This is a genomic window from Stenotrophomonas sp. P5_A8, from assembly GCF_056400545.1.
In genome coordinates this window covers 1-4848 of record NZ_JBFULB010000288.1, presented here as the reverse complement: position 1 = coordinate 4848, position 4848 = coordinate 1, and the positions used below count along the sequence as shown (strand labels likewise).

The 4848-nt window shown below is 66.5% G+C and carries 4 protein-coding genes and 1 pseudogene; 1 reads left to right on the top strand and 4 read right to left on the bottom strand.

Annotated features, from left to right (window positions below; all coding sequences use genetic code 11):
- Positions 1-1120 (bottom strand): DNA repair protein RadA (gene radA / locus AC1DQP_RS16445; protein WP_478052024.1); only part of this gene is annotated, 1120 nt, incomplete at its 3' end.
- A 149-nt stretch (positions 1121-1269) separates the two neighbouring features.
- Between radA and AC1DQP_RS16440 the strand changes: the two genes are divergently transcribed.
- Positions 1270-3333: a putative bifunctional diguanylate cyclase/phosphodiesterase gene (locus AC1DQP_RS16440; RefSeq protein WP_256776423.1), complete on the top strand. Its 2064-nt coding sequence runs from the start codon at positions 1270-1272 to the stop codon at positions 3331-3333.
- A gap of 324 nt (positions 3334-3657) precedes the next feature.
- On the opposite strand, the gene cyoD is transcribed toward AC1DQP_RS16440, so the two are convergent.
- From cyoD to AC1DQP_RS16425, 3 genes and pseudogenes are all read right to left on the bottom strand, one after another.
- On the bottom strand, positions 3658-4002 hold the full coding sequence (gene cyoD, locus AC1DQP_RS16435) for a cytochrome o ubiquinol oxidase subunit IV (protein WP_256776421.1): 345 nt from the start codon (positions 4000-4002) through the stop codon (positions 3658-3660).
- Positions 4002-4646: a cytochrome o ubiquinol oxidase subunit III gene (gene cyoC, locus AC1DQP_RS16430; protein WP_256776420.1), complete on the bottom strand. Its 645-nt coding sequence runs from the start codon at positions 4644-4646 to the stop codon at positions 4002-4004. Before cyoC ends, cyoD begins: the two co-directional genes overlap by 1 nt.
- A pseudogene (locus AC1DQP_RS16425) lies at positions 4643-4848 on the bottom strand (cytochrome o ubiquinol oxidase subunit I); the annotation flags it as partial. The gene cyoC and the pseudogene AC1DQP_RS16425, both read right to left, overlap by 4 nt.

Sequence of the window (4848 nt, the reverse complement as noted above, 5' to 3'; positions counted from 1 at the left end):
CCACCGCGGTTTCCTGCACGCGGATGCCACCGACCACGTTGATGAACACGTCCTGGTCACCGGTCAGGACACCGCCATGCCGGTGAAGCACGGCCAGCAGCATCGCCAGCCGGTTCTGCTCCAGGCCCACCGCAACGCGGCGCGGGTTGGACAGCGGTGAGGTGTCCACCAGCGCCTGCACTTCCACCAGCAGCGGGCGGGTGCCTTCGCGGGTGACCATCACGCAGCTGCCCGGCTGCTGGGTGCTGCCCCCGGAGAGGAAGATCGCCGAGGGATTGGAGACTTCCTTCAGGCCCTTTTCGCCCATCGCGAACACGCCCAGCTCGTTGACCGCGCCGAAACGGTTCTTGAACGCACGCAGCAGGCGGAAGCGGCTGCCGCTCTCGCCCTCGAAGTACAGCACCGCATCCACCATGTGTTCGAGCACGCGCGGGCCGGCGATGCCGCCTTCCTTGGTGACGTGGCCGACCAGGAACACGGCGGTGCCGGTTTCCTTGGCAAAGCGCACCAGCCGCGCGGCACTCTCGCGCACCTGGCTGACCGAACCGGGCGCGGCGGTAAGCGACTCGGTCCACAGCGTCTGCACCGAGTCGGCCACGATCAGCTTCGGCCGGGCCACGCTGGCGTGCTGCAGGATCGCCTCCACCTGGGTTTCGGCCAGCGCGTTGACGTTGTCCAGCGGCAGATCCAGCCGCACCGCGCGACCGGCCACCTGCGACAGCGACTCCTCACCGGTGATGTACAGGACCGGCAGGGTAGCGGCCATCTTGGCCACCGCCTGCAGCAGCAGCGTCGACTTGCCGATGCCCGGATCGCCGCCGACCAGGATCACCGCACCCTCGACCAGACCGCCGCCCAGCACGCGGTCGAACTCGCCGATGCCGGTGCTCACGCGCAGGTGTTCGGTCTGCTGTACATCCTTGAGCGCCATGATCTTGGGCGCATCGACCTTGCCGGCCCAGCCGGAACGGCGCGAGGCCGGCGACTTGGCCGCCGCCGCGCTTTCCAGCGTGATCTCGGTCAGCACGTTCCAGACCCCGCACTCGGTGCACTGGCCCTGCCACTTGCTGTATTCGGCGCCACATTCGCTGCACACGTAGGCGGTAAGTCGCTTGGCCATGTCCACTTCCACTTCATCAACTGTCCGGCAGGATAGCCGAGCCGCGTCGCAACAACCGAGACGCGCTGCCAGCGGCGCTCAAGTTCCCCGCGCCCGTGCCGATACTGCGGCGGGCCATTGCCCTTTCCTACTTCGTCCAGGCTTTTCCCATGACCGGCACCTACAGCCAGAGTCTTGTCGTCTTCTCGCTGCTGGTTGCCATCCTCGCCTCGTACACGGCGCTGGACATGGCCGGCCGGCTGGCCAGCACCCAGGGCCGTGTGGCCCGCTGGTGGCTCGCCGGTGGCGCGGGCGCGATGGGGCTGGGCATCTGGTCGATGCACTTCATCGGCATGCTCGCCTTCCACCTGCCGATTCCGGTGGGCTACGACCTGGGCATCACCCTGTTCTCGCTGGCGGTGTCGGTCGGCGCCTCGGCCTATGCGCTGTGGCTGGTCTCGCGCCCGGCGCTGCCCTGGATGCGGCTGGTCGCCGGCGCGGTGCTGATGGGCCTGGGCATCGCGGCCATGCACTACCTGGGGATGTCCGCGCTGCGCATGCAGCCGGGCATCGACTATGACCCCTTCTGGTTCACCCTGTCGGTGCTGATCGCCATCGGCGCGGCCGGTGCGGCGCTGTGGATCGCCTTCCGGCTGCGGCTGGAGCAGCGCCGCCCGTTCCTGCTGCGCGGCCTGGCCTCGCTGGTGATGGGGCTGGCGATCGTAGGCATGCACTACACCGGCATGGCGGCGGCCAGCTTCCCGGCCGGCAGTATCTGCGGGGCCGCGTATGGGGCCGGCATCGACGCCAAGTGGTTGGCGGTGCTGGTCATCGTCACGACCCTGGCGACGCTGGGCATCGCGCTGCTGTCCTCGGTCTTCGACCGGCAGATGCGCACCCGCACCGGCCTGCTCGCCGATTCGCTGGCACACGCCAACGAAAAGCTGCTGCAGGCCGCGCTGCACGACCCACTGACCCAGCTGCCCAACCGCATGCTGCTGCAGGACCGCATCGAACAGGCGATCGAGAAGGCGCAGCGTCGGCAGTTCAGCTTCGCGGTGATGTTCTGCGACCTGGACGGCTTCAAGGCGATCAACGACGCCTACGGCCACCAGCTCGGCGACAAGCTGCTGATCCAGATGAGCGAGCGCGTCAGCAAGCTGTTGCGCGGCCAGGACACGTTCGCGCGGCTGGGCGGCGATGAGTTCGTCATCGTCTTCCAGGTGGACGATCCGGAAGACGCGGCGGTGGTGGCCGAGCGGATCATCGCCAGCGTGGGCGAGCCGTTCCTCATCGACACGCTGGAGCTGCAGGTGACCGCCAGCCTGGGCATCGCGCTGTACCCGGCCGATGCCACGACCGAGCGCGAGCTGATGGCGCACGCCGATGCGGCGATGTACCACACCAAGGATGCGGGCCGGAACGGGTATACGTTCTTCACCGAGTCGATGCACGTTAGCGCCAACCGCCAGCTCAAGCTGCTGCAGGAGCTGCGCCGGGCAATCGGCCGCAACGAGCTGGTGCTGCACTACCAGCCCAAGTTCCCGGCCAGCGGGCAGCCGCTGATCGGTGCCGAGGCGCTGGTGCGCTGGCAGCACCCGGAATTGGGCCTGCTTGGCCCGGATACGTTCATTCCGGTGGCCGAACGCAGCGGGCTGATCCTGCCACTCGGTGACTGGGTGCTGGACCGGGCGTGCGCGCAGCTGCGCCAGTGGCACGATGCCGGGCATGCGGAGTGGTCGATGGCGGTGAACCTGTCGCCGCTGCAGTTCGCGTCGAGCACGCTGCTGGACACGGTCAGGCAGACGCTGGACAAGCATGGTCTCGATCCGCGCCACCTGACGCTGGAGGTGACCGAGACCACCGCGATGAAGGACGTGGAGGCAAGCCTGCTGATCCTGCATGGGCTGACGGCGATGGGGGTCAATATTTCCATCGACGACTTCGGCACCGGCTATTCGAGCCTGCTGCATCTCAAGCGGATGCCGGCCACCGAGCTGAAGATCGACCGCGCGTTCGTGCACGATCTGGAAGACAACGCCGAAGACGCGGCGATCGTGTCGTCGATCATCGCGCTGGGCCGTTCACTGCAGTTGCGGATCGTCGCCGAAGGCGTGGAGACCGCAGGGCAACGGCAGTATCTGAGCGACATGGGCTGCGATCTGCTGCAGGGCTACCACCTGGGGCGGCCGGTCGGGGCTGAGGAGTTTTTGCGGTTGGCGCAGGCGGCGTAAGACTTCGATCTTTGACCGCCAGTTCAAGACAAGCATAGGCGGTGTCCTTGGCGCCCTGGACGGGGCGGGCGCGTGCGGGTGAGCGGGACACGGTCCCGCTAACCCGCACACCCCGCCCCGGACAGCTGGTCGGTGGCCGCGGAACAGCGGCGCAGCGCCGAGCAAGGGCACGAATACACCGCAGCCTCTGCTTCTTCGTTGCGCGCCAGCGCTCGCCCAAACCGGCGGAGGCGCGCAACTGCAGCCGTTGATCCCGCCCTATCGACGCAAACAAAAARGCCGCCCGAGGGCGGCCTTTCTGCATCCGGCAATGTCGCCAGGACGTTACTGCATCATATGCACGTTCATGTTGTGCATGACCCACAGCGAACCGGCCACGATGATGCCGATCACCACGACCGTGAAGGCCGCCGCGCTCACGTTCCAGCGCTGCGCCGAAGAGCGGTCCAGGTGCAGGAAGAACACCAGGTGCACCAGGATCTGCAGCACCGCGGCGATCACGATGATGACGCCGGTGGTGAAGGTCGGCAGGTTGCCGTGCATCACCAGCCAGAACGGGATGATGGTCAGCACCGCCGCCAGCACGAAGCCGGTCAGGTAGGACTTGACGCTGCCGTGGCTCTCGCCGCCGGCACCGTGGTCGTGTGCGTGATTGTCATGTGCGGACATTACAGCGCTCCCTTCAGGTAGACGACGGAGAACACGCCGATCCAGATCAGGTCCAGGAAGTGCCAGAACAGGCTCAGGCACGCCATGCGGGTCTTGTTGGTCGGGGTCAGGCCGTTCTGCTTGATCTGGATGAACATGATCAGCAGCCACAGCAGGCCGGCGCTCACGTGCAGACCGTGGGTACCCACCAGCGCGAAGAACGCCGACAGGAACGCACTGTGGTCCGGACCGTAGCCCTCATGGATGAGGTGGTTGAACTCCCACACTTCCATGATCATGAAGCCGAAGCCCAGCAGCCAGGTCAGCCCCAGCCACAGGTACATCTGCCCGACCTTGTGCTTGTGCAGGGCAATCATGCCCAGCCCGAAGGTCAGCGAGGAGACCAGCAGCAGCGTGGTTTCCCAGGCGACGAAGGACAGGTCGAACAGGTCCTTCGGGCCGGGGCCGCCGTTGGTGCCGCCGGACAACACGATGTAAGTGGCAAACAGACTGGCGAAGATGAGGCAGTCGCTCATCAGGTACACCCAGAAACCGAAGACGGTGTTGCCGCCGGTGTCGTGGTGCTCGTGCTCGTCATGGCCGTGGGCCGCCGCGTGCGCGGCGTGCCCATGGTTCATGCTGTTGGTGGGGATAGTGCTGCTCATGCCTTCAGCTCCGATTTCACCAGGCCCTGCGCCACCAGGTGGCGACGGTGCTCATTTTCGATGCGCTCCACTTCGGCAGCCGGCACGTAGTAATCCGTGTCCTTGTCGAAGGTGCGCCAGATGAAGGTGCCGATCATGCCGACCAGGCCGACGATGGCCAGCCACCAGATATGCCAGATCATCGCAAAGCCGAAGACCAGGC